The organism is Mucilaginibacter sp. (assembly GCF_041663085.1).
Lineage (GTDB): Bacteria > Bacteroidota > Bacteroidia > Sphingobacteriales > Sphingobacteriaceae > Mucilaginibacter.
Genome location: NZ_JBAZRC010000002.1, coordinates 17,916 through 44,873, shown reverse-complemented (window position 1 = coordinate 44,873; position 26,958 = coordinate 17,916). Strand labels below are relative to the sequence as shown.

The 26,958-nt window shown below is 42.7% G+C and carries 23 protein-coding genes and 1 pseudogene; 10 read left to right on the top strand and 14 right to left on the bottom strand.

What is annotated here, in order from left to right:
• Positions 1 to 2,529, bottom strand: coding sequence for an excinuclease ABC subunit UvrA (gene uvrA / locus WC615_RS01255; protein ID WP_372976331.1), 2,529 nt, complete (start codon positions 2,527 to 2,529; stop codon positions 1 to 3).
• Between the two features lie 14 nt (positions 2,530 to 2,543).
• Positions 2,544 to 3,317, bottom strand: coding sequence for a DNA-formamidopyrimidine glycosylase family protein (locus WC615_RS01250; RefSeq protein ID WP_372976330.1), 774 nt, complete (start codon positions 3,315 to 3,317; stop codon positions 2,544 to 2,546).
• 103 nt (positions 3,318 to 3,420) lie between these two features.
• On the opposite strand from WC615_RS01250, the gene WC615_RS01245 reads away from it, so the two are divergent.
• The 5 genes from WC615_RS01245 (at position 3,421) to WC615_RS01225 (ending at position 6,133) form a co-directional block, all read left to right on the top strand.
• Positions 3,421 to 3,942, top strand: a complete 522-nt coding sequence (locus WC615_RS01245) for a hypothetical protein (RefSeq protein ID WP_372976329.1) — start codon at positions 3,421 to 3,423, stop codon at positions 3,940 to 3,942.
• A gap of 82 nt (positions 3,943 to 4,024) precedes the next feature.
• Entirely contained in the window at positions 4,025 to 4,210 is a 186-nt protein-coding gene (locus WC615_RS01240; RefSeq protein ID WP_372976328.1) for a hypothetical protein, read from the top strand.
• A 25-nt stretch (positions 4,211 to 4,235) separates the two neighbouring features.
• Positions 4,236 to 4,754 carry a hypothetical protein gene (locus WC615_RS01235; protein ID WP_372976327.1) on the top strand — a complete coding sequence of 173 codons (519 nt, stop codon included), beginning with the start codon at positions 4,236 to 4,238 and terminating at the stop codon, positions 4,752 to 4,754.
• A 46-nt stretch (positions 4,755 to 4,800) separates the two neighbouring features.
• Positions 4,801 to 5,757, top strand: a complete 957-nt coding sequence (locus WC615_RS01230; RefSeq protein WP_372976326.1) for an HNH endonuclease — start codon at positions 4,801 to 4,803, stop codon at positions 5,755 to 5,757.
• A 1-nt stretch (position 5,758) separates the two neighbouring features.
• Complete coding sequence (locus WC615_RS01225) at positions 5,759 to 6,133, top strand: hypothetical protein (protein ID WP_372976325.1); 375 nt, start codon at positions 5,759 to 5,761, stop codon at positions 6,131 to 6,133.
• Positions 6,134 to 6,303: 170 nt separating this feature from the next.
• Here WC615_RS01225 and xrtY read toward each other — a convergent pair whose 3' ends face one another.
• The 11 genes and pseudogenes from xrtY to WC615_RS01170 all read right to left on the bottom strand — a co-directional run bounded on the left by xrtY (position 6,304) and on the right by WC615_RS01170 (position 17,546).
• Positions 6,304 to 6,873 carry an exosortase Y gene (gene xrtY, locus WC615_RS01220; protein ID WP_372976324.1) on the bottom strand — a complete coding sequence of 190 codons (570 nt, stop codon included), beginning with the start codon at positions 6,871 to 6,873 and terminating at the stop codon, positions 6,304 to 6,306.
• Positions 6,860 to 7,726: a glycosyltransferase family 2 protein gene (locus WC615_RS01215; protein WP_372976323.1), complete on the bottom strand. Its 867-nt coding sequence runs from the start codon at positions 7,724 to 7,726 to the stop codon at positions 6,860 to 6,862. Before WC615_RS01215 ends, xrtY begins: the two co-directional genes overlap by 14 nt.
• Positions 7,723 to 8,856, bottom strand: coding sequence for an XrtY-associated glycosyltransferase XYAG1 (locus tag WC615_RS01210; RefSeq protein ID WP_372976322.1), 1,134 nt, complete (start codon positions 8,854 to 8,856; stop codon positions 7,723 to 7,725). Before WC615_RS01210 ends, WC615_RS01215 begins: the two co-directional genes overlap by 4 nt.
• A pseudogene (locus WC615_RS01205) lies at positions 8,853 to 9,584 on the bottom strand (hypothetical protein); the annotation flags it as partial. The gene WC615_RS01210 and the pseudogene WC615_RS01205, both read right to left, overlap by 4 nt.
• A complete protein-coding gene (locus tag WC615_RS01200) occupies positions 9,572 to 10,189 on the bottom strand; it encodes an ABC transporter ATP-binding protein (RefSeq protein WP_372976321.1) in 618 nt (205 codons plus the stop codon). The pseudogene WC615_RS01205 and the gene WC615_RS01200, both read right to left, overlap by 13 nt.
• Complete coding sequence (locus WC615_RS01195; protein ID WP_372976320.1) at positions 10,189 to 11,049, bottom strand: ABC transporter permease; 861 nt, start codon at positions 11,047 to 11,049, stop codon at positions 10,189 to 10,191. Before WC615_RS01195 ends, WC615_RS01200 begins: the two co-directional genes overlap by 1 nt.
• The gene (locus WC615_RS01190) at positions 11,042 to 12,163 is read right to left on the bottom strand and encodes a glycosyltransferase family 4 protein (RefSeq protein WP_372976319.1); all 1,122 of its coding nucleotides are present in this window, start codon (positions 12,161 to 12,163) and stop codon (positions 11,042 to 11,044) included. Before WC615_RS01190 ends, WC615_RS01195 begins: the two co-directional genes overlap by 8 nt.
• Complete coding sequence (asnB, locus tag WC615_RS01185) at positions 12,156 to 13,937, bottom strand: asparagine synthase (glutamine-hydrolyzing) (protein WP_372976318.1); 1,782 nt, start codon at positions 13,935 to 13,937, stop codon at positions 12,156 to 12,158. Before asnB ends, WC615_RS01190 begins: the two co-directional genes overlap by 8 nt.
• Before the next feature lie 125 nt (positions 13,938 to 14,062).
• The gene (locus WC615_RS01180) at positions 14,063 to 14,578 is read right to left on the bottom strand and encodes a UpxY family transcription antiterminator (protein WP_372976317.1); all 516 of its coding nucleotides are present in this window, start codon (positions 14,576 to 14,578) and stop codon (positions 14,063 to 14,065) included.
• Positions 14,579 to 14,598: 20 nt separating this feature from the next.
• Positions 14,599 to 17,019, bottom strand: coding sequence for a GumC family protein (locus WC615_RS01175; RefSeq protein ID WP_372976316.1), 2,421 nt, complete (start codon positions 17,017 to 17,019; stop codon positions 14,599 to 14,601).
• Between the two features lie 308 nt (positions 17,020 to 17,327).
• Positions 17,328 to 17,546, bottom strand: a complete 219-nt coding sequence (locus WC615_RS01170) for a substrate-binding domain-containing protein (RefSeq protein WP_372976315.1) — start codon at positions 17,544 to 17,546, stop codon at positions 17,328 to 17,330.
• Positions 17,547 to 17,685: 139 nt separating this feature from the next.
• On the opposite strand from WC615_RS01170, the gene WC615_RS01165 reads away from it, so the two are divergent.
• The 4 genes from WC615_RS01165 to WC615_RS01150 all read left to right on the top strand — a co-directional run bounded on the left by WC615_RS01165 (position 17,686) and on the right by WC615_RS01150 (position 24,123).
• Entirely contained in the window at positions 17,686 to 18,849 is a 1,164-nt protein-coding gene (locus WC615_RS01165) for a glycoside hydrolase family 130 protein (RefSeq protein WP_372976314.1), read from the top strand.
• A gap of 725 nt (positions 18,850 to 19,574) precedes the next feature.
• Positions 19,575 to 19,964: a BlaI/MecI/CopY family transcriptional regulator gene (locus WC615_RS01160; protein WP_372976313.1), complete on the top strand. Its 390-nt coding sequence runs from the start codon at positions 19,575 to 19,577 to the stop codon at positions 19,962 to 19,964.
• A 2-nt stretch (positions 19,965 to 19,966) separates the two neighbouring features.
• The gene (locus WC615_RS01155) at positions 19,967 to 21,388 is read left to right on the top strand and encodes a M56 family metallopeptidase (protein ID WP_372976312.1); all 1,422 of its coding nucleotides are present in this window, start codon (positions 19,967 to 19,969) and stop codon (positions 21,386 to 21,388) included.
• A 320-nt stretch (positions 21,389 to 21,708) separates the two neighbouring features.
• Positions 21,709 to 24,123, top strand: a complete 2,415-nt coding sequence (locus WC615_RS01150; RefSeq protein WP_372976311.1) for an outer membrane beta-barrel protein — start codon at positions 21,709 to 21,711, stop codon at positions 24,121 to 24,123.
• 148 nt (positions 24,124 to 24,271) lie between these two features.
• On the opposite strand, the gene WC615_RS01145 is transcribed toward WC615_RS01150, so the two are convergent.
• Positions 24,272 to 25,444 carry a carboxypeptidase-like regulatory domain-containing protein gene (locus WC615_RS01145; RefSeq protein WP_372976310.1) on the bottom strand — a complete coding sequence of 391 codons (1,173 nt, stop codon included), beginning with the start codon at positions 25,442 to 25,444 and terminating at the stop codon, positions 24,272 to 24,274.
• Positions 25,445 to 25,652: 208 nt separating this feature from the next.
• Between WC615_RS01145 and WC615_RS01140 the strand changes: the two genes are divergently transcribed.
• Positions 25,653 to 26,852, top strand: a complete 1,200-nt coding sequence (locus tag WC615_RS01140; protein WP_372976309.1) for a DUF4185 domain-containing protein — start codon at positions 25,653 to 25,655, stop codon at positions 26,850 to 26,852.
• Positions 26,853 to 26,958: the final 106 nt, after the last annotated feature.

Sequence of the window (26,958 nt, the reverse complement as noted above, 5' to 3'; positions counted from 1 at the left end):
TTACCGTTTAATGTGTTTTGTAAGATAGGGGGCTGTGCGGCTATCCTTTACTTTAAGAATATCCAAAGGTGTGCCTTCCGCAACGATCGTCCCGCCGTCTTCGCCTGCTCCCGGTCCGATATCGATCACCCAGTCGCTTTCCGCGATCACGTGCATATCGTGCTCCACCAGGATCACGGTATTGCCCGCGTCCACCAGGCGGTTCAGCTGTAGCATCAGGCGTTCGACATCAGAAGGGTGAAGGCCCGTCGTGGGCTCATCCAGCACGTAAAGCGTTTGCCCGTGCTGCGCCCTTTGCAGTTCCGTCGCCAGTTTGATCCGCTGCGCTTCTCCACCCGAAAGCTCTGTAGCAGGCTGCCCTAAGCGGAGGTAACCCAAACCAACTTCCCGGACTACTTCGAGCGCGCGGCTCACGGCCGGTTCTTCGTCAAAGAAACTGGCCGCTTCATCTACGGTCATGCCCAGCACTTCGGCGATATTCTTATCCTTGTATTTTACTTCCAGTGTTTTCGGATTGTACCTGGTGCCGCCGCAGGTGGGGCAGGGCGTGTACACGCTTGGCAGGAAAAGCAGTTCTACCATCACCATGCCCTCGCCTTCGCAATGAGGGCAACGGCCCTTAACCACGTTAAAAGAAAAACGCCCTGCATCATATTTCCGGGACCTGGCCGTCGGCGTAGCAGCAAAAAGTTTACGCACATGGTCGAACAGTCCCGTATAGGTAGCCAGGTTGGAGCGCGGCGTACGTCCGATAGGTTTTTGATCGACCACCTCCAAACGTTTGATGTTTTTCATGCCGCCGGCGATTTGCCCACCCAAAGTGATCACTTCCGTTTGCTCCAGCGGGTCAGCTTCTGTATCACCGGAAATATCGACCTGTAAGCCGAGTTGCTCCGCAACCAGTTCTACCAATACCTGGCTGACCAGACTGCTTTTACCGGAACCCGATACGCCGGTCACGCTGGTCAATACCCCTATAGGGAAAGACACGTCAAGTTTGTTCAGGTTATTCCGGCTAACGCCGGTCAATTTTAGCCAGTCTTTCGGCACACGCGGGTCGCTTACCGCTCTTAAGGTATCGTCGTAAATATAATGCCGGGTGAGGGACGCTTTTACCTCACGCAAACCTTCGGGCAGACCGCTGTATAAAATATGCCCGCCTTTTTCGCCGGCAGCCGGGCCGACATCTACGATCCAGTCCGCGTGACGGATCACATCGATCTCATGTTCGACCACGAACAAAGAATTACCCGAAGCTTTCAGTTTATCCAACGCACGCAACAGCGCCTCGGTATCGGCAGGATGGAGGCCGGCAGATGGTTCATCTAAAACGTAAACCACCCCGAATAAATTAGAACGTACCTGTGTTGCCAATCGCAGCCGCTGCAGTTCTCCCGGTGATAGGGTTGGTGTACTTCGCTCGATAGTCAGATAACCAAGGCCCAGGTCCAGCATTACCTGTAAACGCGCCAAAAAGTCCTCGGCTATTCTTTTAGCTACGACCACTTTTTCAGGGTGGGTATGTGCTATGGCTTTTAAAGCTGGCGCTTCACCCGATGTATAAGGTTTGAAGATCGCTGCCAGCTTATTTAATGCCAGGCGCGAAAGTTCAGCGATATCATAGCCTGCGAACTTGACGCTTAGTGATTCCTGGCGTAAACGCTTTCCGTGGCACAGCGGGCATTCGCTACTCAGCATAAACTGGCTGACCCGCTTTTTCATCAGGGCGCTTTGCGTGTTGGCAAACGTGTGCCGTACATAGCGGTGTGCGCCTGTAAATGTCCCCATATAATCCGGCTGGCGTTTGTTTTTGATAAAACGCTGGATCTCCTCGTGGGTGTAGCCTGAGTAAACCGGTACGACCGGCTGCTCTTCGGTAAATAAGATCCAGTCCCGGTCTTTCTTCGGCAGATCTTTCCATGGGGTGTCAATGTCAATACCCATCGTGGTTAGGATATCGCGCTGGTTCTGTCCCTGCCAGGCTGAGGGCCACGCGGCAATAGCTTTCTCCCGGATAGTGAGCGTTTCATCGGGCACCATCGTTTTTTCGGTCACTTCGTAAACCCGTCCCAGGCCATGGCATTCGACACAGGCACCTTCTGGTGTGTTCGGCGAAAAAGATTCGGCATAAATAATGCTTTGTCCTTTGGGATAGTCGCCCGCCCGTGAGTAAAGCATACGAAGCAGGTTAGAGAGCGTAGTCACGCTGCCGACGGACGAACGGGTAGACGTACCACCGCGCTGTTGCTGTAAGGCAACCGCCGGTGGCAGGCCCTCTATTTCATCTACTTCCGGAATAGCCATTTGGTTGAACAGCCGCCGGGCATAGGGCGAAACGGACTCCAGGTAACGGCGTTGCGCTTCCGCATAAAGCGTACCGAAAGCCAGGGACGATTTCCCTGACCCGGATATACCAGTAAAGACCACAAGCGCATCGCGAGGGATATCCAGGCTAACGTTTTTGAGATTATGTTCGCGCGCCCCGCGCACCCGGACAAAGCCGTTGAGGTCTGCTGGTTGTTTAGCCATTATCGATCTTCATATTATTGATATAACTCTTGTGAACTTGTGTAGTACGTTGTCCGGCCACCGATCTTATCGGTTTTGATCTCTTCACCTTTTTCAGTGGTTTTCCTTTTTGGATCGTGGACAGCCATAAAATCTCGTAATTCTCCTTTAAGCTCATCACCGTTCGCTTCCGCGATATCTTCGATAGCTTTTTCAAGCACTATGTAAATACTTTTAAAAATCCTGGCCATCGCTTTTTCAGGAATGGCCTTGGCCGTCGAAAACGGCGAAATGCCTGCATGGTACAAAATCTCATCGGCGTAGGAGTTACCGATCCCCCTCACCATCTTCTGGTCCATGAGCAGTGTTTTGATAGATGTCCGCTTTTTAGCTGCGAGTGATTTGAACGCTGATTCTTTCAAATTTAGGGCATCGGGCGCAGCGGCAGGTTTTGGCTGTAGGGTGGGAGTGGCCTGTTTCTGCAGGTCAATGACCGCAAAACCTTCCTTGTCGCTAAAGTGAAAAGCCAGTATCTGAAAACGTGGAGCCTCACCGTTTTGGAGCGCGACAAGTTCCCCCCTTAGCATCAGGTGCAGCCCGAGTACCTGATCACCCGAAAAATCAAACTGCAGGGTCTTCCCTTCACGACGGACACCCATCAGTTCCCGACCTACGAGCGCTGATTTTAGCTCAGCTTCGCTGACGTTGAGTTTTTTCGGAACGGTGACGTCGAGCGCCTGAAGTTTTTTACCCGCATATTTCCTGGTCAGGATTTGGGCGAAAACGGTGAGATCTGGTAATTCTGCCATATGAGATGAACGGCAAAAACAGGTAAAAGTTTACGGGATCGAAATGCCCAAACACTTTCTGCGCATCGATGGTTTATTATGCGGTTCAACCAAATATCCGATTATGAAAAAGTTAATCATTCTTATGGTACTATGCGCAGCGAATTTTAGTTCGCACGCCCAGCAAAAAGAGGAAGTCCTGAAGATCTTCTGGCCGACCGAGTACCGGTGGAAGATCGGCTCGAACCAGCAAAGCGCGACGCAGCAGATGGTAGAGATCGTTCCCGGCAACGAGACATTGAAAAGCTGGACGACCATCGGGTCCATGCTGGTGATGAAAGGCGCCAGGCGGCCGCTTGCCCAGATCCCTGGTGTTTTCCTGGCGCAAATGCAGAAGCGGGCAAAGGATGCGAAATTGTTGGTGATCGAACAAAGCCAGACAGCCGGTTATAACTGGATCATGTTTAAGATACAGGCACCGTCTTTTATTGACAGCCCCAAACCGGAGTCTCAATTATACTATGTCATACAGGGTAGATCCGCACTATTTATCAATTTTGTGGCGGTCAAACAAGCAAGTTTATCGCCATTGTTTTTAGAAAAATGGGCCGTGATCTTTAAGAAGAGCAAGATTACTGTGAAATAATTGTTAGCGCGATTTTAAAATACATTCAAAGAAAGTATCGGGACGTTTAACTGTTTGGTATACTCCTTGTACTGGATAAACTATGAACACATTAAACGAACAAGAACCCATTGAATCGCAGACTGGACCGGATGATATCATTGATACGGAAATTGATAACGCGGATGCGGAAAAGGATGCCGTGCAAGAGAAGCTGGAAGGTGAAGAACCGTCCAAAGACGAAACCGAAGTAAACCCGGAGGACGCTCAAGTATCCCGGAGTGAATAGGGTCAAACCTAACCGGAATGCGTTAATGGCTTGGGTAAAGGAACAGCATGCCGGTCAGTTAATTCGGAAAACGGATGAGCCCTACTTTGATCATCTGCTTTTTGTCGCCAAGAAGGTCGGTTCTGTCTTCCCTTTAGGGTATGAGATCGGCATCTGCCATGATCTGCTGGAAGAGACCAACATAACCGAAGCGGAATTGCTCTCCTCTTTATTATGTTTTGGTTACCCGGCCCCGTCGGCTGAGCATATAAGGATTTGTGTAGTGGAACTGACGGATGTTTTCACAAAAGCCGCATATCCTGAATTAAGGAAACAAGAACGTAAACGGAGGGAAATGACCCGCCTTGCCGACATCAACCCGGACGCCCAAACGGTGAAATATGCGGACCTGATCTATAATATTGATTGGATGTTGCGTTTTGGAGGGGGAAAGTTGCCGAATTATTTAAAAAGAAAGCAGACCCTGCTCGAGCAGCTTTCAGATGGTGATGAGGGTTTAAGACGCGAAGCACAAGCGCTTATTTTGAAATCGCAGCATGCGTAAACGCGGTTCTCGATAAACAAAAAATTTTTTAGCTTTACGGGAGCACATGAGTGATCCGTCGAAGTTTTTATACGCCCTGACCCACCTGAACCGGGCGCCGACCAAGTTTGGTAAGGCCCCGCATAAGCCGGTGCTGCTGCTGACTTTGCTGGAGCTGATGGAAAGCGGCTATGCTTCGGAGAACCGTTTTTACCCGGATACGGAGCTGGTTGGGGTATTCCAGGAGAACTGGCGCCTGCTGGTCGACTCGGCTAACCACCCTGATTTTACGCAACCTTTTTATTATCTGCAGAGTGAGAAGATAGATGGCCAGGGCTATTGGGCTTTAATAGCGATGCCGGGCTGCCAGGTTAACGCACATATCAAAAGTATCAATAAGCTGATATCGGTGGTAAATTACGGTCGGTTTAGTGATGAGTTATTTTTGTTTTTGAGCGATGCTGCGAAAAGGGCGCAAGTGCGAAGGCTTTTGATTGAGACCTATTTCCCTTCAAAGGCGGGTGAGTTTGTTACGCATAAGCGGAAAGGTGAGGGTTACTTTCATGATCTGGAGGCTTATATTCTGAACGCGCCGGAGGCGAGGAAGAAGATTATTAAAATTGAAACAGAGGAGGAAGTTTATGTTCGCAGCGGCTTGTTCAAGCGGTTGGTGCCACAGGTCTATGCACAGACCTGCGCGATCTCGGGGATGCAATTGGGCAGTACTTTCGGACATACTTTTGTAGATGCCTGTCATATTGTGCCTTTCAGTGTTTCGCATGATGACCGGGTGACGAACGGGCTGGCCTTGTGCCCGAATATACACCGGGCTTTTGACCGTGGCTTAATTGCTATTGGTGACGATTATTCGGTTTTACTTTCCTCGCATATCCGGGAGAAGTCGGAACATGCTTACAGTTTGACACGGTTTGAGGGGGAACGGATGTTACTGCCTGAACATAAATCGGCCTGGCCCGATGTGGAGTTGTTGAGATGGCATCGGAGGGAGGTTTTTAGGGGATAGGATGGAAGAAAACGAAATCGATGAGGAAAGGATCGCCAATTTTGATTGGAATGCGCAGTCGCTTTTTACGACGCCTTTAGGACAGGGGGTGCAAAGTGCATTTACTGAAATGTTGCTGGGCCGGCGAGATAGAACAAGTGAATATACGGTGTACATTGAATCCGTTAATGATGCTATTTCTGATTTGTCGCAAAGTTTCTGGGATATTGACATGACCCTAAAACTGATCGAGTTTGCTCATCCGAAAATCAAATCCTTTAAGATGACGAGGGTAGACCGGGGCGATTACCTGAAGTTTATGTGGGAAAACTATTTCTTCAGGCTACCTAAACTGAAAGACATTACTTTGAATTTACGTTTTGAAATTCAAAAATAATGTCCAATTTAGCGTCTCTCAAGTAGAAAACTTATCCACATAAAATAGCGAAAATAAATTGTTCCTATTTTGTAACTCGAATTAAGTAACTCATTGATAGTCAGTTACGTTTCACTTCCTTCATCGGCAAATAGGATGTTAATAGTAATAATTCATTATAAATGAAGGAATTAAACTTTGGTATGAGTTAGGAGAAGTTTATCTTGGTAGCGGATGTAAAAAAACAAGCTTACACCGATAGCAATATATACTATGAGATTGAATATAGTATGATGATCGGAGAGGTAAACACTGTTACTACGGCGCCAATAAAGCGAGAGGATTACAAAACGGGCCAGGTTTATAATTTGTATAGCTATTAACCCAATGGCCCAAAAGTATAATTTAGTTTTTAATATACCTGGGTATGTGAATACAAAAGCCGTAAAGAAACACATAACACCAAAGCCCAGGCAATCATAGCCCACATACACCATATTGCGCCCAACAACAAGCATCTGGTCGGCAGCTGTTTTGGTTTGGTAACCAAGCCGGTTTAATATAGCGGCGCTGCTTTCGATCAGTAGGGATCTTAACCATGCAATAAAATTAAGGTGGGTATCAAAAAAAGCGACATAGTGCCCGCCGGGAGAGGTTATGCTTAGGTAACCCAGGTAAAAACCATAAAGCAGGCCAAACAGGCACACAAATTTTATGACAAATACAACCGGCGGACTCAACTTTGCTTTACCTGTTTTCACTTTCGCGTTGTTTTAAAAGTTCGTCAATTTTAATATCCACTACCAACCTAAACCAATAAGCCTGCATAAAATGAAAAATGAGGCCGGTGCGCCCATCTAAAATGCCCAGTTTAAAAATAATTCGGTATATAAAATAAAGCATAGGCCGTGTATAACGCGGCATTTTCCACCAGCGTTGTTTTAGCCATGCGGTACGTTCATCAGGCGAGCCCCAAAAGCGCGGCTTTACCGTTTGTTGCCTGATGCTAAGCATGCGCTCCAGTTCTTCGTGTGCAAGCAGGTCGCTGTATTTGTTGTGCTTCTCTATCCAAAAGCTGATCTTGTTTTCTTTCAGGTTTTCTTCTAACAGATGTCCTTGTTTCCAGATCAGGGTATTCCCGGGCACAATGAGCCGGTGATCCATGTTTTCGTTAGTATCCGAAAAACCAACGCCAAAGCGGATCATTTTGAGCAGGTAAAAAGGGTAGTAGCCGCCATGCTTTATCCATTTGCCTTTAAAAAAATTTTTACGGTTAAAGTAGATGCCGTTAACATCTTTATAATCCTCATTCCTAAAGTTATCCAGCTGTTTATAAAGTTCGGGCGTTACAATCTGGTCAGCATCTACGCAAATAACCCAGGGCGTTTTTACAGCAAAATTTTTGAGGGCAAAATCCCATTGTTTGGGGTGGTTTTCAAATGGATGCTGTGTTATAGTTGCCCCGGCTTTTTCACCAATTGCAACAGTATCATCTTTACTGCCCGAATCCAATATAAATGTTTCGGCATTCAAACCGGCGATAGAATTGAGCAGCCTGGGCAGGTGCATCTCTTCGTTATAAGTTAATATGATAAATGAAAAATGCTGGTTCACTTTAGTTTTTTATAAAGGTCGATATACTGGTGTACCAATTTATCACCTGTAAAATCCCCGCGTACGATATCCGGGGCAGAGCTTCTTATTATTTCAAGCTGCTGATATTGTTTATTTGCAATATAGTTTATCGCCTCGCTTATAGATGCTGTATTGGTGCTGCAAACCCAACCTAACCGATGCGAATTCACATATCCGGCCAGGCCAACATTTTCGCTTACCAGTACGGCTGTGCCAACACTAAGGCTTTCAATAACAACGTTACCAAAATTTTCATCATGTGAAGGTAACACCATTAAATGATGCCGCCGCAGCAGGTCAAACTTGTCATCGTTGTAAAAGCCAGCCCAGGTTATTTTATCTGCCAGAGCAGGATGCACGGATGCTTTTAATTGATCAATGTAGCCTTTATCCCCGTCGCCTGCAATAGTTAAATGGAAGGACACAGTAAGCAATGGCAATGCATCGAGTAAAATATCTAAGCCTTTTTTTTCTTCTATACGCGAAAAGAAAAGCAATTTTAGCGGGGGGGAGGAGGATAGGGAGATGGCATTCATCCCGGCATTTTCAATTTTTACAAAGTTTGATATTGTTGTGATACTTTTTGGTGAAACAAGCTTTGTAATAGCCTCGGCTTCTCTTACCGACGTAACATGCATGTGGCATTTGGCCAGCAGGTTTTTACCTAAAAATTTATGGATAAACCTTTTTTTGCTGGTGTTATTATTAGTAAATGAATAATTGCTTAACGTACCCCTGGGCGATAGTATAACAGGTATGCCCCGGCGTAAAGCTATTAAACATGAAAATATTGATACAAGGTTCCACCATGCGTGGATATGGATAGTATCAAATTCGGCGGCGCGTTTCCATAAAGCCTTTAACAAAGCAGGCGAGAAGTGTGTATGGTCTTTTGTTAAGCGTTTAAAATAAGTTACAGTTACACCATCAACTTTTGTTGGTGTGTTGGCAGTAACGGGCAATTCTGTAGCACCATTGGCTGTTGTTGTAAAAACCTCAACAAGTGCGCCGCTCTTCACAAGTTCCTCGCAAAGCATAGCTACCGACATGGTTGGGCCACCATAAATTACAGCGGGTTTATAAGCGGCAATAATGTGTAATATTTTCAAATCGGCCGAATTATATTTTTATAGCGTAAGGCCCACGCGATCAGTAACATGCTGATATAACTCCAAAAAACGGAATTAATAATAAACTCCAGGCTTAATCCGCGCCAAAATATCTGAAAAAGCCCTGAAAATATTAACGCTGTGCCTAAAAGGTATCCGCCGAACAGCTTTTCGGCTTTTAAGGAGATTAATTGTGCCGCCGCGCCATACACAAATAAAAATATCCAAATACCGAACTGGCCAAATGAGAGATAAGCGTCTACTATAAACGCTGGTTTGGCGGATACGTTCGCACCCCGGTAAACAACCCCAGCATCATACACCCTTTCCATAACCAGATCCTCCGTACTTGGCTTCTCCGGCCAAAATATCCTTGGGATGATCGCTACTACAGATTGCTCAAGAAGATCATAATGGTAATAATCAATTTTTTCAGGAGTCGAGCTGATGAATGTGGTAAACATGTCTATTTCACTAAGGCGAAAAACCAGGAACCCCCAATTCGTATCGTCAACATCATCGCCAGGATTTAACGCTGCATCTAATGCCAGTTGTGAGGCATCATCGGCAGATACCTGATCTCCCCATGCATTCTGACGGAATATTTTGGCATAAGTGGGCAACAGGAAAAAAAGGGCGAGTAAAACAGGTACGAAAATAGCTAACACCACTTTTTTATAGGTAGGGTATAAAAATATGCCCAGTATCAAAACGCTTATGATAATTGGAACTCGGCATCACCAACTGCAAGTACTTCATCTACTATTAAAATTTCCGATTCGAGGTGAGCTGCAACCGCAAATGCCAGTCTTACGTACATGCCCGATGAATAGCGTTTTACAGGTGTGCCGATATAGCGCTCAACCCCCGCAAAATTTACTATTTCATCAAACTTGCGTCTTATTTCGGCCTTGCGCATGCCTAGTATTGATCCGTTTAAATAGATATTCTCGCGACCCGAAAGTTCCGGATGGAAGCCGGTACCAACTTCAAGCAAACTGGCTATGCGCCCCTTAACTTTTACCAAGCCGGTGGTAGGGGAAGTAACCCGGCTTAAAATTTTCAGAAGGGTGCTTTTACCAGCGCCATTACGGCCAATTATCCCTACTGCATCACCTTGTTCAATGTCAAAGTTGATATCTTTCAGGCTCCAAACAATGTCGCTTTTACCAGTTGATGTCCGATCGTTTGTTTCGCCTATTTTTAGGAAGGGGTCTTCTTTGCCGCGTAAGCGCGCCCAATAGCGTTCCAAATCTCGTGAGATGGTGCCTGTGCCAAAATCGCCAAGCTGGTAAGCTTTTGATAAATTCTCAACTTTTATAGCTTTAGCCATTATACAGTATCAACAAATGTTTTTTCTACCTTATTAAAAATTACAATACCTATCAATAAAACCACAAGGGTAAACGTGGTTGTGTAAAGCAATAGCTCCCAACTAAAACTCCCTTTGCCTAAAAAGCCATATCTAAAAGTCTCTATAATGGACGTAAGGGGGTTGAATTTAATTAGCCATGAATAATGGTTATATTTTTTGACCACTTCTGATAGCGGGTAAATAACGGTAGTGGTATACATTAACAGCGGTACGCCAAATGATACCACGAAAGACAGGTCGCGGTATTTTGTTGTAACAGCAGATACGATCATGCCGAGGCCAAGACCAAGCGCAGCGATAAGCATAATAAGAAAGGGGAATAACAACAAATAGGCATTTGGCACAATTGGCTTGCCGGCCAGTATATAATATGCCAACAGCACAATAAATAATATCAATTGTACCCCAAACCTAATGAGGTTGGAAAAAATAATGCTTAGCGGCATAATTAGCCGTGGGAAATATACTTTACCCAGCATGCCCGCATTATCTTTAAAAACGGTAGATGTTTTAGTAAGGCACTCCGAAAAATAGTTCCACATGATGGTGCCGGCCAGGTAAAATACAGGCCCGGGGATACCATCCGTTTTTATACCCGCCAGGTTGCTGAACACCAGGGTATAAACCAATATGGTTATAATGGGTTGTACAAAAAACCATATTGGGCCAAGCATGGTTTGTTTGTAAAACGATACGAAATCGCGCCGCACAAGTAGTAAAAGCAGATCGCGGTAATGCCAAACATCCTTCAACTTTAAGTCAAATAAACTGCCGGTTGGTTTAATTTCCAGGTCCCAGTGCTCTTCCGGTTCAGTCATCAGTTAACAGTTTTTGCAAGGTGCTAATATAGGCTTGTTCGTTAAAGTACTGCAAACACTTATCTTTTAAATGCTTGCGCTTGTTTAGTTTTAATGGTTCATATAATTGGTTGGCAATGCAATCTTCCAGTTCGGTTTCATTATCAGCGTTTATTGCTGTGCCTAATTCGCCATTACGTATGGCATCAATACTGCCGTCGGCATTGCCGCATATAACAGGCAGGCCACAGGCAAGAGCCTCAATAAACACAATTCCAAAGCCCTCTTTTTTACTGGGGAGTACAAAAATATCGGCCATTAAAAAATGGTCAGATAGTTCATCCTCTTTAATAAACCCGGTTAATATTACCTGCTCTGTAACCCCAAGGTCCGCTATAAGCTGCTTTACACGGATACCTTCTGCATGGTCGTATTTCCCAGCCAGTACGTAGTTAATGCCCGGAAACTTATGCTTGAGGTTGGCAATGGCGTTTATAACCCTGTCATGCCCTTTATAAAGTTCTGTTGATGCCAGGCGGGTTAACGTAAATATAACAGGCCTGCTATCGGTTAAGCCGTAACGATCTAACAAATAAGCCGGTTTTTGGAACGTATCCGGAATCTTCATGAACGGATCGAGCGCGTTATTTAGCACAAAGCATTTGGCCGGATCTGTTTTGTGCCATTTGTACATTTGTGTTTTTGTAAAGGCGCTTACACAAATAACTTTATCGCATTGTTTTAACAGCTGCCTTTTATGGAATGATAAAGGCCTCCAAACTTCAATGCCATGTGCTATAAGCCAGATCTTGGTTTTAGGGTTGAATAATTTAATCAATAGCCCAATAAGGGCCAGGTTGATATGGCTTAATATAATAACATCTTGTTTTTGACGAGAGAATCCTTTTTTTAACATAAACGGGATCCGCCGGTTATTAAAGCCCTCGAAATTTTCTTTAGGGATGTACTGTGGCATCAGGTCGTTGTTATTATCATATAATGATGCCAGCTTAAACTTCCAATTATTTGTTCTACAAATACTATTGAGCGCATGTGCAAGTGTGCGGGTCATTTTTTGGATGCCGCCGGTAGTGCTAAATGTTTGTAACGTAAAGAGTGTTATGTTTTTAAACATGGCCCTGTATTTGGTATAAGGCAAAGGCCCTTGACCAATGTATCCGCCCGTTATTAAAATCATTGATCAGCCTTTTAGCTGTTTTTCCGTGGTAATGGGTTGTATCGCTAATTGCCTTGTTATCTTTCATCCATTGCTGAAGTGGGAAGGTGAAGCCCATTTTTGGCCTGTTCCATACTGCTTCAGGTAAAATATCTTTAAAGCTATCTATCAGTATTTTTTTTGGCTGATTATTATCAAAACGAATTCCGGGATGTAGTTGCGCCGCGTATTCCTGGAAATCCTCGTCAAGGTACGGCACCCTAACCTCTAAGCCATGGCTCATGCTCATCATATCGGTATCGCGTAGCAACTGGTTTTGCATATAAAGGTTGGTTTCCATCCACGAGGCCTGCAATTTATTGTAAGCACCCACCTTTGGTATATCAATATCATCAAACAGGATGCCTTTTACTTCATCCTCATCCATAGCGGTTAACTTTGCTATATCTGCAGCTGCATATAAACCACGCAAAAACAGGTAATCGGCTATAGTATTATTGTTTTCCAGGTATGCCAGTTTCTTATAACGGTCATTACTGAATGGCTTAGTTAGCGTAAAAATGGCTGCAGGTAACACTTTAAGGTACCTAAGCGGTTTAATACGATTGAATGAAGGGTATCCGCCAAAAAGTTCATCGGCGCCAATACCCGATAAAACCGTTTTTAACCCATCTTTACGGGCATAATTGCTAATAAACCAGCTGTTTATACCATCAGTAGTAGGCATATCCATCGCATTTAGCACCTGCGGAAAAGCCTCTTCAAAATCTTGCTGTTTTATCAGGTGGGTAAAGTTTTGGCCCCTTATTTTATCGGCAACCGCGTGTTGATATGTGCGCTCATCATATTGCTGCTCGTTAAAAAATATCGATATGGTTTTAAGTTGCTCTATTTCTTCACTCGCCAGCAGGGCAAGCAAACTCGAATCTATCCCCCCGCTTAAAAAAACACCTATAGGGGCATCTGCTATCAGTTGCCTACGTATAGCGGTTTTAAGATGCGTTTGTAAACCAAGGCGGGCTGTTTCAAGATCTGTTATATAATTACCAGTGCTTGGTTTGTGGTAATTTGTTATGGTGTAAATGCCGCTTTTATCCCAGCATAAAAAATGCCCTTTGGGAATACTTAATACATTTTTTAACGTAGTGTAAGGCTCGGGGATATGCCCAAAAGCCAACAACCAAACCGGCCAGCGGGTATCCTCATCTTTGGTAATAGCGGCCGCTTTAAACGCCTTTATTTCTGACGCAAAATACAACTGACTATTGTGTACGTAATAATACAAGGGTTTTATCCCTGTTATATCGCGCACTAAATAAATGGCTTCTGTTGTGGTATCATAAAGGGCAAATGCAAACATGCCCCTAAGTTTGCTAAAGCTGTTGGTACCCCAGTATAAATAAGCCTGTATAATAACTTCTGTATCGGTGCCTGTATTAAATGTAGCGCCTAATAATTGTAACTCTATTTTTAATTCGCGATAGTTGTATATTTCGCCATTAAAAGTTATCCATGCTATTTGCCGGGTGTCGGCCATTGGTTGGTGACCGTTTGCGCTCAGGTCAATAATAGATAGCCTCCGGTGCCCAAATGCCACCCTTGTATCTGTGCTATAATACACACCCTCATCATCGGGCCCGCCATGTTTTAAGGCATTGCACATTGCATTCACCGTTTGTTTTATCTCATTTTCCTGTAAGGCGTTTGTAACAAGCCCCGCAATTCTGCACATTGTATCCTATTATATATAGCTTCGCCCCGTAAGTTACAACGATATTGTGTAACTTATTATTTTTCAACCACTTATGTAGTGGTTGCGATATGTATATCAACCCCGGCTTATCGTATAAAAATAAGCTAAAGCCTGTTAATTAATGATGCTGCAACATTTATAATTATTGAACAACCCAGGTTCTCTAAACGTAATAATAACTGTTTTTGCGAACGATAGGCTATTATTTCGCCGGTAATACCTTTTAGTGGGCCTGCTTTGATCTTTATCTTTTCTCCAGGTTGTAAATTTTCTTCAGTTACTTCAAGCTCAAGCGAACTTGCCATTAATAATTTTAATTCATCTATCTGCCTGTCGGGCATTGCGGCTATCTTGCCCGAAAAGTATATGAAACGGGCAATTCCCTTGGTCATTAATACTTCGGCACGGTCGCTATCGGCAATGCGTACAAACAGGTACGATTTTAAAAGAGGCTCTTCTACCCACTTTTTTCTGTCGCTCCATTGTTTTAAGCGGCGGTTAAGGGGCAGGTATGCTTCAATACCTTTTTCTAATAAGGCGCTGTAAGCTTTTTTTTCTGCACGGGGATTGGTGCAAACAGGATACCATTTAAAGCTGCTTTCACTTACCATTAAAGCCATATTTGTAAATAGAACACTAATTAACTAAACCAACGCTTAATGTTCCACCACTTCTTGTTATCATGCTCTATATAGTAACCGGAACTTTCATACCCGCTATAATCAGAGTAATAGTAGTACTTACCATAATTTTCGCCTGTAAACCGGGTGGTATAATATCTTGAGTGTAAAAGATCTTCGGCAAAGGCATTAAGCACTATCACGGTATTATCTAAGTGGTATTCCTGCGCTATGCGCTGTGGTATGGTTGCCGCATAATATTTTGATTTGCCCGAACGTATTACAAAAATGTTGATATCGCTTACACGGATAAGGGGTATAGCGTCTGATACAAGGCCAATTGGGGCGGTATCAATCATAATTACGTCGTACCTCGTTTTTAGTTCTTTTATCAATTCGTCCATTCGCAGGCTGTGTAATAGCTCCGAAGGGTTTGGAGGTACTGGGCCGGAGATGATGAGGTCGAGGTTTTCCTGCCCGGTTTTTAGAATGATATCATCTAATTCGGTTTGACGCGAAAGGTAGGTGCTAAGGCCAATATCATTAGGCACTTTAAATGTTTTATGCAGTTTTGAACGCCGCAGGTCGGCGCCTATTAAAACAACTTTTTTGTCTATTAAGGAGAGCGTGCTGGATAAATTAATGGCTACAAACGATTTTCCCTCGCCGGCCACTTCTGAGGTGATACAAATAACTTTGCTGGCTTTTTCTGACGCAAGAAAGTTTAGGTTAGTACGCACCGACCGTACCGACTCGGCAAACATGGTTTTGGGTCTGCTAATGGCCAATACCTGGGCATTATCTTCATCTATTTTTTCTGGAAATTTTCTGATTACACCTAAAATAGGGACAGAGGTAAGGCTTTCAACGGTTTCTTTATCATATATATAGGGATTTAACACCCTGATAAGGATGATTAACCCCAGGCCGGTAAGGATACCAAATATGATTGCTGACCTATGGATACTACGTTCATCGGGCGATACCGGCGAAAAATTTGGTTGCGCCTGCTCAATAATTGTGGCCCCAGGCAGTATACCGGCCCTGCTTATTTGGGCAGAGAGCTTTTTTTCGGATAAAAAAGAGTAAACTTTTTCGTTTACTTCATAAGGGCGGTTTAAAGCGATCAGGTCGCGTTCGGCAACCGGAAATACAGATATTTGTTTATTGACAACAGCTAGCTGAGCATCCAAATAATCTAAATTTCTTTTAACGCCCGAGTAGGTGATGTTAAGGCTATTTAAAGCGTTGTTTTTTATTTGCAGGATAGAACGGTTTATATCTGATATAGGCTGAGAGTTGCTGTTGTAGGTTTTTAAAAGCTCATAACGCTGGTTTAGCAAATTATCAAGTCGTTCTATCAATGCGTTCAAGGCCGGGTCCACATCTTTCCCGGCATTGAAATTAAGGTTTACATTATTTTTCTCTTTATCTATTTGATCCCTTAATTGTTCAATAGCAATTAGCTGTAGTTTTAATATGGCCTGCTGTGTCTCGATATCCTTAGCCTTGGTAAGTGCTCCTTCGGCAGATGTGCTAACATCCATCAATTTGTTTTTCTGCTTAAACTCCAGGATGGATTTCTCTGATCCTTTGACAGTACCGGAAAGGTATTTCAACTGGTCGTCTATGAAGTTGATCATCTGGGTGGCCGATTGTGTTTTGCGGTTTCGGTCGTATATCAGATACTCCTTCATGATCGCATTGAGCACATCGGACGCAAATTGGGGGTTGGCATCGGTTTGTTGAAGTAAAAGTATATTGGAATTTTTTACCATCTCGCTGGTGCGTAAACCGCCCCTTACCCGACCGATAAAATCTTCAGGCATATTAAATTTGAAAAGATAAACGGTGTTATTGCCTATATAGCCTACAGGTGTTTTGACAAGGAATGTTGTTGGGCCAATAGTTACAGGAGTATTGTACTGGAAATCTTTTGAAACTACTTTATCTGATACTTTATATGCCAGCCTAAAGTGGTTTTTGTCAAGTGCTTTAAATGTAATGATGTCACGATAAAAGTTCAGGCTGTCAAATCGCAGTGTTTGTATCTCAAGTGGCTTTTGGGGATAGATCTCACTGGTTCGTACACGCCCTTCAATATAGAAACTTATTGGGTAATTTAGGTCTTTAATAGCTGCCAGAATAACCGATGGGCTTTGAATAACAGAGGTTTCGCTTTGTATTTTTGACGGGCCGCGGTCTGATGTGCTTATAACATTTACCAGGTCAGATATTTCTGATTTTTTCTCCTCTAGTTTCATGGTACCAGAGGTAGCATAAGTTTTAGGGGTATACCATAAATAAACGTATGAACCAAGTATGAACAGTAAAAGTGAACCGGCTATCCAATACCAACGGCTAACCAGTATCTTGCCTATTTTAAAATAGTCAACTTCCTGGTTTGGCAATTTCTTAACGATATTCTTTGTTTCTTCCATTATTGCCTGACAGGGCTAGTTCATAATTATAAAGTGGAACACGGCCCGAAATACTTGTCTCGGCAGGTCCAAAAGTTACTCATCGCGAATCCTAAATGATCACGGCTTACCTATTCAAGCGCCTGCCTGAACTTCAAAAATACGTATTTTATTTTACACTTAAACAGACCTTTTAGAGTAGGGGCCTAAATAAGAATCAGCATTTAAATCATAAAAAAGGACTATATCGATATTGTTATTAATTACAAAGAAAGTTAGCATGGGAATATACTGAAGGCGGGGTAATTGATATAACGCCGGGGATTTTGTTAGATAATTGATCTCCTAATAATAAGTTCAAATGGTATAACAACTTGTTGGAACTGCCCGATTGGTACCCTGTTCTCCAATTTGTCTAATAGTATCCTAAATAGTTCAGAGGCCATTTTTTTAAGCGGCTGGGCAACAGCGCTGATGGTTGGGTTATAAACGTTAAAAATGTCGTGGTCATCAAAGGCTATTACACCTATGTCTTTTGGTATTTGCAATTCCTAGTCATTAATAGCTTTTAGGCCACGGTTTTATTACCTATAATTGTTTTGTAATTCAACCAATTATTATTACAGCTTGCAAACCCCGGCAAATCTGTAAATATCTGCCATAACAACATATTAATATATTTATTAAATGAACAAACGTTTATTAAAACTTACATGGGTTATTACGCTGTTTTTGTATGCCCAGTTAGCTACCGCACAAGATAAAAATGTGTTGCCTGCATGGGCATTTGGTGGTTTTGCCCGGCCAGAGGGTGTCAATCCTATAATATCTCCCAACCCTGCATCAGAATTTTACGATCCTATGAGCAAAAAAATGATTCATTGGGAAGCTAATGATACCTTTAATCCGGCAGCTGCTGTTAAAAACGCGAAGATTGTGGTACTATACCGCTCGGAAGATAAAACGGGTATTGAGATCGGAATGCGTACCTCCCGCCTTGGCTATGCTGAAAGCAGCGACGGATTACATTTTACGCGTAAAACTCAACCTGTATTTTTCCCCGGTAATGATTCGCAAAAAGAATATGAGTGGCCGGGCGGCTGTGAAGACCCGCGCGTAGCTGTTACAGAAAATGGTACTTACGTTGTTTTTTACACTCAATGGAACCGTAAAACGCCTCGCCTTGGTGTGGCAACATCTAAAGATCTGATTCATTGGAAAAAACATGGCCCTATATTTCAATATGCCTATAAGGGTAAGTTTTTTAATATGGCACACAAGTCGGCTTCGATACTCACACGCATAAAAAATGATAAACAGGTTATTGCAAAAGTAAACGGCAAGTATTTTATGTATTGGGGCGAAACGGCTGTTTATGGTGCAACATCAGACAACCTTGTTGATTGGGCGCCGCTTATAGATAATAAAGGCGAACTAAAAGTACTGGCACCCACCAGGCCCGGTTATTTTGATAGTGACCTTACCGAATGTGGACCACCGGCAATACTCACAGGCAAAGGGGTAATATTGTTTTACAATGGTAAAAATCATCCAGGTGAGGGGGGCGATAAACGCTTCCATGGCAACTCCTATAGTGCGGGCCAAATGCTGTTTAGTAAAACCGATCCTACTAAGTTAATAACCAGGCTCGATGTACCGTTTTTACGCCCTATGCAACCGTTTGAAAAAAGCGGGCAATATGTTAACGGAACGGTATTTATTGAAGGTATGGCTTGGTTTAAACATAAATGGTATTTGTATTACGGGTGTGCAGATTCGAGGGTGGGGGTTGCTATTTATGACCCCGCTAAGCCCTCAGAACCAGACCCAATAGCAGGCGACGGTAAATAATGCCAATTAGTATTACATCTATTTTCAACTAAAATTATAAACAAACACCCGCAGGTAAAATACCTGCCGGGCGTTTTAAAGCTAATTTGCCGAACCGGTTTTCCTGTATAAAAGTAAAGGAATTGAATAATTAAAATGTGTTATGGCAGAGCTTTATTAAGTAATACCTAAGTACTAACAACCAATTATAAATAAACAAATGATGGAAATTTTACAAATGTTTACGCAAAAGGAAGCGACCCTGGAAGGGTTGCCTCTAAAAACAAAAGCGTAAAGAATCACTTAAAGGCATATTATGCTTTTTAGCGTTTTTACGTCGCATGCAGCAGCCTGCTAACCTACGCCCAGGCACCAGTTAAAGTAAGCGTACCGAGGTTGATGAGAAGGATCTATCCTTACCCGGTATTACCATTAAATAAAAAATGGGGTACAGCTACATTTACAGATAATGCCCGGTTCGGTCAGTAATAATATCTGGAGGAAGGGGGGAAAGCTTATTGTCTTGTCGCTAAAGTATTCTTAGATATTGATCTCCTTTTTTAGGTATTGCATTACATGGCCGTCATTTGTTTAAATAACAAATGATCCGGATCAGCCATGATGAAAACATAGCAATAATTGTATAATCATTATTTTATAGCTAAAATGGTCATATATTAAAAGGTAGAAAAAAAATCCTATGTTTTATTTGGAGCATAGGAAAAAATTTCTACCTTTGAAGTGTTATGAGTAAAGAAGAGCAAAACAAACCCGTTGAGCCAACAAAATCAGAGCTGGAAATCCTACAGGTACTGTGGGAAATAGGCCCGGCAACCGTGCGCACGGTTAATGATGAACTGCAAAAACAAAAAGAAGTGAATTATGCCACTACATTAAAGTTTATGCAACTGATGGCCGAGAAGGGGATGCTTATTCGTGATGAAAGCCAGATGAAGCATATCTACAGCGTTGCCGAAGAGGAGCAAAAAACCAAATCGCACCTGCTGGATAAGTTTGTAGATGCTATGTACAAAGGGTCGGCAAGTAAGCTGGTATTACAATTACTTGGTAATAAAAAGAATTCTCAGCAAGAGTTGCAGGAGATCAAAGACATTCTTAAAAAATTGGAGGAATAGCAATGGATAATTTTAATATTGCATTGGGCCAAACACTCATCCATTCATTATGGCAGGGAGTGATATTGGCAGGTATTACGGGCTTGATAATTATTCTTACCCGCAATGCCAAAGCCGCTAACCGCTACTTACTGATGGTAGGGACAATGTTGGCGTTCGTTATAGTTTCTATCGGTACGTTTTGTTATGAGTTTTATCAGCCATCTGCTAAAGCAGCAATAGGCGATATTATTTACCATGTTTCGGCTATTTCAAATCCTACTAATGTTGAACGCAGCTTACCACAGCAGGTAATGCAGTATGTTAATACCCATACACAAAGCATCGTTTTGGTTTGGTTTTTTATAGTATTGGCTCGCAGCCTGCAATTAGCTACGGGTTTGCAAAGCTTATACCATTTGCGCCGTAAAAATCTGTTTGCAGTTGATGAAAACTGGGGCAGAAGAGTATCGATATTATCCGCTCAGTTGGGGATAAACAGGGTAGTGGGCATTGCAGAATCGGGCATAGCGAAAGTGCCTATGGTAATTGGGCACTTAAAGCCATTGATCCTCATTCCTGCAGGATTATTAACCGCTTTACCGCCTGCTGAAATTGAGGCTATTTTAATACATGAACTGGCCCATATTCAGCGGAGGGATTACCTGGTGAATTTGCTGCAAAGCTTCCTGGAGATCATCTTTTTCTTTAACCCCGCGGTGCTGTGGCTATCTGCCCTTATCCGTACCGAAAGGGAGAATTGCTGTGATGATATCGCGGTTGAGCAAACCAGCAGCAAGGTAAATTACATCCGCGCACTTGTTTCCTGCCAGGAGTACCAGCTATCGGCCCCGGCTTATGCTATGGCTTTCCCGGGCAGGCGCAGCCAGTTGATGGATCGCGTAAAACGTATGGCATCGGGCACCAACCATGCTTTAAACCTGAGGGAACGTTCCATCTTATTTATAACACTCTTTACAGCGGGATTGTTAACGGTAGCTTTTACCAACGCTAAACAGATCCGGCATTTAGCAGTAAAAACCCAAAAAGCGCTTACGCATGCTGTTATCACGTCAACAGATACCATACCGGTACAACGAAAGCAAATTACTAAAAAAGTTAAAGCCAATACCGTTGTGCAACATTTAGAAAGCGTTACAGAGAAAGCAGAAGTTAAGGAAACAAAGGAAGTAACATTAAATAAACAAAAGGAGATAGCATTTGAAGATTCGGTTAGGCAAAGCCGGTTATCGCCAACAACGCCCATAAGCCCAATAACCCCCATAACACCCAATACTGGCCGTACGCACCCCATAACACCTATAACATCAATTAATGCAAAGCCATTATCGCCATTAAGCGGGCGCCTAAGCCCGTATAAAAATAGCAGCCTAAACATAATGCTACTGCAAAACAGTACACGGCAACGCCTGACGAACCGGTAAAAGCAAAAGCGCCGAGCATTGGCGAACAGGTAACAGCCGAGCTAATTAAAGACCAGCTCATCAGTGCGGATGACAAACATATATCATTCAAACTAAGCAATACTGATCTGATTGTTAATGGCGTACGCCAGCCGGATGATGTACAAAAGCGTTACAAGGATAAATTTGTACCCGTATCAAAAGGTAAAAGTACCTGGACATTGTACAATAATTACGATACCACTACCGACGATAAAAAATAAGCAGAAGTTTATCTGAAAAAACATTCAATCACATGAACGGGCATAGCTATGCCTAAAAATTCCTAAAACCATTTGACCATGAAATTAAAAATTGCAGCTTTTTTAGCTGCCTGGCTTTCTATTGCCTCAACTTTTTTAAACGCACAAAGCATCAGCGGTAAAGTGACTGATAGCAGTCAGAAACCGCTTGATGGTGCAAGCGTTTACCTGATGCAAGATTCAGCACTTGTTAAAACGGCATTGGCCGATGCCGTCGGTGCGTTTAGCTTTGCCCAGTTAAAACCAGGCGAGTACTATCTTAACATTAGTATGATGGGTTTCGCTAGTTATAAAAGTGGCTTATTAAAACCAGATACCACGCTTCTTGCTTTAATGCAACCAACAGGCAAACTGTTAAAGGAAGTTGTTATCACGTCCCAAAAGCAATTTGTTGAACAAAAGATAGACCGCACAGTGGTAAACGTTGATGCCCTGATCAGTAATGCCGGGTCGACAGCGATGGACGTACTGGAAAAATCGCCTGGAGTACTGGTAGATCAAAGTGGTGCCATCAGCTTGAAGGGTAAGAGCGGGGTAAAGATCTTTATAGATGATAAGCCTACTTACCTGTCTGGCGCCGACCTGGAGAACTACCTGCGCTCGCTATCGTCTGCAACTATTGACCAGATAGAGCTGATGAGCAACCCGCCTGCAAAATATGACGCGGCCGGTAATGGCGGTGTTATCAACATCCGTTTAAAAAGGAATAAAGCAAAAGGCTTTAACGGTGGCGTAAATCTCAGTTATTCGCAGGGATATTACGGACGGACAAATAACGGGTTGAATTTTACTTACCGCGATAATAAAGTGAACCTTTTCGGGAACTTTAGCTATAACACGGGCAATGGTTTCAGCGATTTGGATATTAACCGCCATTTTTTTACTGACGCTGGCGTACCTGACTATGATTTTTTGCAAAACTCATTTATCCGCCGTATATCAAAAAGCTATAATTCAAAAATTGGGATTGATTATTATGTAAGCGAGAAATCAACGATTGGTTTTGTTGTTAACGGATTAATAAATCCCAGCGATGTGAATACTATAAATAAAAGCAGGTTTTTAAACACAGGTGGCAATCTTGATTCTACCATTGTAGCCTTAAATGCCCAGCATCGTAACTTTAAGAATGGGTCAGCAAACGTAAACTATCGCCATCAGTACGATAAAAAGGGGAGGGAATTAACCCTTGATTTTGATTACCTGCGCTATCAAACCAACATGGGCCAGTCTTTTGACAACACGGGGTACCTACCCAATGGTAATATTTCCACTCACGATCTGCTGACCGGTAACCTTCCTTCAAACATCAATATCTGGTCGGCCAAAACAGATTATACTCACCCCTTAAACAGTGGTTTTAAGCTTGAAACCGGTTTGAAAAGTAGTTATACCAAAACCGATAATATAGCCGACTATTTTGTAACTCAAGGAGGTGTTACAGCGCCCGACTATGATAAAACCAACCATTTTATCTATAAGGAGCAGATCAGCGCGGGCTACCTAAATGTCAATAAAGATTGGAAAAGGATCTCGCTGCAATTGGGGGTTAGGTTTGAGAATACCGCATCTGATGGTCACCAACTTGGCAACGTACAAAAACCGGATTCAACCTTTAAGAGAAATTATAACGGCTTATTTCCAACCGCCTATATTCAATACAAATTAGACAGTACGGGCAGCCACAGCATCAACTTTAATTATGGCCGCAGGATAGACCGACCTTATTATGAAGACCTTAACCCGTTTTTATCGCCGTTGGATAAGTTTACCTACTACACTGGTAACCCTTTCCTTAAACCATCATATACCGATGATTGGGAATTGTCACACACCTGGAAAAACATCACTACAACCCTTAACTATAGCCAGACAAAGGATGATGTGAACGAGACAATAGAAATAGTAAACGGTATTTATTACAGCCGCCCCGGGAACCTGGGGAAAAGCATCAATAAGGGTATTAGTATAGACGCGAGTTTTGATCCTGCAAAGTGGCTTAACTTTCATTTTTCTGGTAGGGTTGTCAATATCCACACCATCAGCCAATTTTATACCGGCACGCTTGATACAAAGGGGACATATTACTTTATTCGCCCGGTGTTTCAATTTAAATTACCGAATGACTGGACAACGCAAATTGACGGTGGTTATCAGAGTAAGATCACTAACGCGCAGTTTGTTGCCTCAGCAAGAGGGAAAATTAATATGGCTGTTACAAAGAAATTTTCCCCCTCGCTCAGCATGACTTTGGTTGGGAACGACCTGTTATACACTTTTAACAACGGGGGCGACATCAACAACCTGGCTAATGTAAAGGCCAATTATTTGAACCGTGGCGATTCCAGAACGGTTGTGCTATCATTAAATTACCGTTTTGGTAAAACCATAGCCGGATTACGTAAGCACAATGCCGATGGCGCTGAAAGCGAAAAGAACAGGGTGAAAAATTAAGGATATATCAACATATTGTGTATTGAATGAGCCCAACTGCAATGCTATATTATAAAAAAATAAGTAGTAGTGGGTTTTGACCTACAGGTTAGGATATTATAGTAATCATAAGTCGCCGATAAAAAGAATCAAGGTTTTTTGTCGTCTGCTATCTTGTTCGGCCGTTGGGCAATTCGTAGTCAACCGGTAGCTGGTCAGCTATCCGCAGTGTTTGCCAGTAGCCTTCAACCACGGTTTTTAAGGGCGTGGATATTACGCCATTGCTATCAAAGTAAGTGTACTTATCAAGAAAAGTAATAAATGAGGTGTGATAATTAGAACCGTTTTGCTCATGTTTATAATTGATCATCAAATGTAGAGTTGGGGTGTATCCGAATGCATAAATGCCTTTCTCATCGGTTAAATTTAAGTAATCATTGGTTTTCAACACCTTGCCCGGGTATTGGTCAAATTTTGGCATATTAGACTGTTTTGACCAATATTGAGGTATTCCAGCCGTGTGCTTACTGTAAAATTTGACCTTTGCATTTATCAAACTGTCTGGTTCTCTTCCTATCGTTGGTGTTCTGAATAATTCAAATACCTTAAACCCGGCGCCTGATACATTGCTAACTAAACAAGCGCGCAAAAAGCTCATCATTGAACCATTATATGCATTTACACGCCTGTTTACCCAGTTGTCTTCCTGCTCAGTTGTGCCTTCCATTGGTTCAAATACTGATGGGCCGGTGTAATACATAGTTCCGTTTATAGGGTCAAATTCAAATGATACTAACAGGTATTTTATGCGATATCCCAGCGCTTTATTTTCTATAACCAAAAAATCGGTTGACGTTGCGTGCATCCTATCAGTAGGCTCGTCATACTCAAACTGTAGTACATCGGGGTTTAAAATTTTACATTCTGCGGCGTTTTTTGTGCGGCCCAAAAACTCACGTGTAAATATTCTGATGTATCGTTCCCGTTTATAATCGCGTTTGCGTTTACCACCGTTTATTTTTACTTCGCCCAGCAGGCTTGTTTTATCTTTTAGGGCAATAGTGGGTAATTGGATATCATTGCCGCGTACAGATATAGTTTGGTGAAGGGGCTCAAAGCCAATGCAGGTAACTACCAGGTCGTACTGCCCATTCTTTACATTGCTTAAGGTGAACGAGCCATCTTTTAACGACATATTACCCACTTTAGAGTTGCTTAAAAAAATGCTTGCATTCGCAACAGGCTTTTTATCGGTAACGCTTATAACCTTACCTGTTATGGTAATTTGAGCTTGTAATGCGGATGGAATAAAGAATAGCAGCAATAGTAAAAGTTTAAGCATGCCCCAATTTATTAACTAAATAATTATTCCGATTAAGAATTCTGTAAAATCTTTATAGCAAATTATAATTCACAAGTGCATTTATAGCCGCGCAGGCAAAAAAGACAAGTAAATACGACAACCTTATTGGGTTATAATTTTATAGGTATTGATGGGTACAGTATTTTTTTAAAAAATAAATAGATTAGTGCCGCATAATTATCCCCCGATGAAAAAGAAAATTGGTTTATCTGTTTTAGCCGTCTTAATTGCATTTTGTTATGCAAATGCACAGCAAAAAACTGTAGTGCAGCAATTGGGGCCAGAGTCTGTCAAGTTTTCTGTTGAGGCAGATACAGCATGGACTGGCTTACTAAAAAGGTACTCGGGTTGGTTTGGGGGAGATGGTATTTATACTATCCCCTTAAACGGTGTTGAAAATGGGCTTGCTAAAAAGAGTGATAAAACCCTGATCATATTTAGCGATACCATGATAGGGGAGGTAACCGACAGCACCATGAAGCCGGGCTACAAAATGATCCACAACTCTGTAGCGCTTTTAAAAGGAAATGAACCAAAGCCACAGAATATCAGCTTTTACTGGGATAAAAATAAAGACGGATCTGCCGAGTCGGTATTTATACCCAATACCGCTCAAACACACAAAAGCGATTATTACTGGCTTGGCGATGGTTTTGTAAATACTGATGGAAATAAGGCTTTGTACTTATTTGGCTATCGGGTTAGGAATGTTAGTGAAGGTGCATTTGGCTTTAAAGAAGTAGGTAACACGCTTATTAAACTAAACATTGCAAATGCCCCGTATTTTACCGTACAAGAACAAAAAGATACTCCCTTTTATCTTACGGATGAAAAAGGAGACATTGGCTCGTTTGGTGCAGGTGTATACGTAAACACCAAAAGTGCAGGTGCCGTAAATGCAGATGGCTATATATATGTATATGGTGTGCGTGGCATGGTTAAAAACCTGATGGTTGCTCGTGTGCTGCCAAAAAACTTTGACGATTACAGCCAGTGGCGTTTTTGGGACGGCACGCAATGGGTAAGCGATATGAGCAAGGTGGCCGATATTACAAACCATGTATCAAATGAATTGAGCGTATCGCGCTTACCCGATGGCAGGTATGCCCTCATTTTTCAGGTGGATGGTATGAGCCCGACTATTGGTATGCGTTTGTCAAACAATCTTACAGGGCCGTTTGGGCCGATTATTAAACTATGGGACTGCAAGCCCGACCTGCTCAAGAATACCTTTTTAGTTTATAATGCAAAAGCGCATCCAAGTCTTTCAAAACCGGGCGAACTGTTGATCAGTTACAATATCAATTCAACCGAATTTATTACCGATTTGCAACACCACCCTCATTTATATCGCCCGCGTTTCATCAGGGTTAAATTCCTGAAATAATACTGCGTATTACTGCCGGTAACAACATTGTTAAACAAGTTTTGTTATTTTTTGCTAAATTGATTTAGTTAATCATTTTAGTTTATTTACATTTGTTGGCATAAAC

Coding starts and splice junctions, on each gene's coding strand:
- uvrA (WP_372976331.1), bottom strand. CDS start 2,529: ATGGCTAAACAACCAGCAGACCTCAACGGCTTTGTCCGGGTGCGCGGG.
- WC615_RS01250 (WP_372976330.1), bottom strand. CDS start 3,317: ATGGCAGAATTACCAGATCTCACCGTTTTCGCCCAAATCCTGACCAGG.
- WC615_RS01245 (WP_372976329.1), top strand. CDS start 3,421: ATGAAAAAGTTAATCATTCTTATGGTACTATGCGCAGCGAATTTTAGT.
- WC615_RS01240 (WP_372976328.1), top strand. CDS start 4,025: ATGAACACATTAAACGAACAAGAACCCATTGAATCGCAGACTGGACCG.
- WC615_RS01235 (WP_372976327.1), top strand. CDS start 4,236: ATGGCTTGGGTAAAGGAACAGCATGCCGGTCAGTTAATTCGGAAAACG.
- WC615_RS01230 (WP_372976326.1), top strand. CDS start 4,801: ATGAGTGATCCGTCGAAGTTTTTATACGCCCTGACCCACCTGAACCGG.
- WC615_RS01225 (WP_372976325.1), top strand. CDS start 5,759: ATGGAAGAAAACGAAATCGATGAGGAAAGGATCGCCAATTTTGATTGG.
- WC615_RS01200 (WP_372976321.1), bottom strand. CDS start 10,189: ATGGCTAAAGCTATAAAAGTTGAGAATTTATCAAAAGCTTACCAGCTT.
- WC615_RS01195 (WP_372976320.1), bottom strand. CDS start 11,049: ATGACTGAACCGGAAGAGCACTGGGACCTGGAAATTAAACCAACCGGC.
- WC615_RS01190 (WP_372976319.1), bottom strand. CDS start 12,163: ATGTTTAAAAACATAACACTCTTTACGTTACAAACATTTAGCACTACC.
- asnB (WP_372976318.1), bottom strand. CDS start 13,937: ATGTGCAGAATTGCGGGGCTTGTTACAAACGCCTTACAGGAAAATGAG.
- WC615_RS01180 (WP_372976317.1), bottom strand. CDS start 14,578: ATGGCTTTAATGGTAAGTGAAAGCAGCTTTAAATGGTATCCTGTTTGC.
- WC615_RS01175 (WP_372976316.1), bottom strand. CDS start 17,019: ATGGAAGAAACAAAGAATATCGTTAAGAAATTGCCAAACCAGGAAGTT.
- WC615_RS01165 (WP_372976314.1), top strand. CDS start 17,686: ATGAACAAACGTTTATTAAAACTTACATGGGTTATTACGCTGTTTTTG.
- WC615_RS01160 (WP_372976313.1), top strand. CDS start 19,575: ATGAGTAAAGAAGAGCAAAACAAACCCGTTGAGCCAACAAAATCAGAG.
- WC615_RS01155 (WP_372976312.1), top strand. CDS start 19,967: ATGGATAATTTTAATATTGCATTGGGCCAAACACTCATCCATTCATTA.
- WC615_RS01150 (WP_372976311.1), top strand. CDS start 21,709: ATGAAATTAAAAATTGCAGCTTTTTTAGCTGCCTGGCTTTCTATTGCC.
- WC615_RS01145 (WP_372976310.1), bottom strand. CDS start 25,444: ATGCTTAAACTTTTACTATTGCTGCTATTCTTTATTCCATCCGCATTA.
- WC615_RS01140 (WP_372976309.1), top strand. CDS start 25,653: ATGAAAAAGAAAATTGGTTTATCTGTTTTAGCCGTCTTAATTGCATTT.